Genomic DNA, 1,169 nt, shown 5'->3' on the forward strand with positions numbered 1-1,169 from the left:
CTTTGGGGTTGTATGGTTAAGTGACTAAGCGTACACGGTGGATGCCTTGGCAGTCAGAGGCGATGAAAGGCGTATTAACTTGCGATAAGCTCAGATTAGGTAGTAAAAACCTGTGAGTCTGAGATTCCTGAATGGGGAAACCCAACTGCATAAGCAGTTATCGCTGAGTGAATACATAGCTCAGCGAGGCGAACCGGGGGAACTGAAACATCTAAGTACCCCGAGGAAGAGAAATCAACCGAGATTCCGAAAGTAGCGGCGAGCGAAATTGGATTAGCCCTTAAGCTTTTAATGAGACAGGTGAAGGCTCTGGAAAGTGCCGCGATACAGGGTGATAGCCCCGTAACCGACATCTCATCATCAGTGAAATCGAGTAGGGCGGGACACGTGATATCCTGTCTGAATATGGGGGGACCATCCTCCAAGGCTAAATACTACTGACTGACCGATAGTGAACCAGTACCGTGAGGGAAAGGCGAAAAGAACCCCTGTGAGGGGAGTGAAATAGAACCTGAAACCGTGTACGTACAAGCAGTAGGAGCACCTTCGTGGTGTGACTGCGTACCTTTTGTATAATGGGTCAGCGACTTATATTCAGTGGCAAGGTTAACCGTTTAGGGGAGCCGTAGGGAAACCGAGTCTTAACTGGGCGTTCAGTCTCTGGATATAGACCCGAAACCAGGTGATCTAGCCATGGGCAGGTTGAAGGTTGAGTAACATCAACTGGAGGACCGAACCGACTAATGTTGAAAAATTAGCGGATGACTTGTGGCTAGGGGTGAAAGGCCAATCAAACCTGGAGATAGCTGGTTCTCCCCGAAATCTATTTAGGTAGAGCCTCGGACGAATACTACTGGGGGTAGAGCACTGTTAAGGCTAGGGGGTCATCCCGACTTACCAACCCTTTGCAAACTCCGAATACCAGTAAGTACTATCCGGGAGACACACGGCGGGTGCTAACGTCCGTCGTGGAGAGGGAAACAACCCAGACCGCCAGCTAAGGTCCCAAAGTATAGCTAAGTGGGAAACGATGTGGGAAGGCTTAGACAGCTAGGATGTTGGCTTAGAAGCAGCCATCATTTAAAGAAAGCGTAATAGCTCACTAGTCGAGTCGGCCTGCGCGGAAGATGTAACGGGGCTAAGCTATACACCGAAGCTGCGGCAATGTG

The 1,169-nt window shown here is 49.9% G+C and carries 1 rRNA gene; it reads left to right on the forward strand.

Annotated features, from left to right (window positions below):
• Window positions 1-14: 14 nt before the first annotated feature.
• Window positions 15-1,169: ribosomal RNA gene (locus tag VME0621_RS25960) — 23S ribosomal RNA — on the forward strand; the annotation flags it as partial.

This window comes from Vibrio mediterranei (assembly GCF_900088415.1).
Classification (GTDB): Bacteria; Pseudomonadota; Gammaproteobacteria; order Enterobacterales; family Vibrionaceae; genus Vibrio; species Vibrio mediterranei.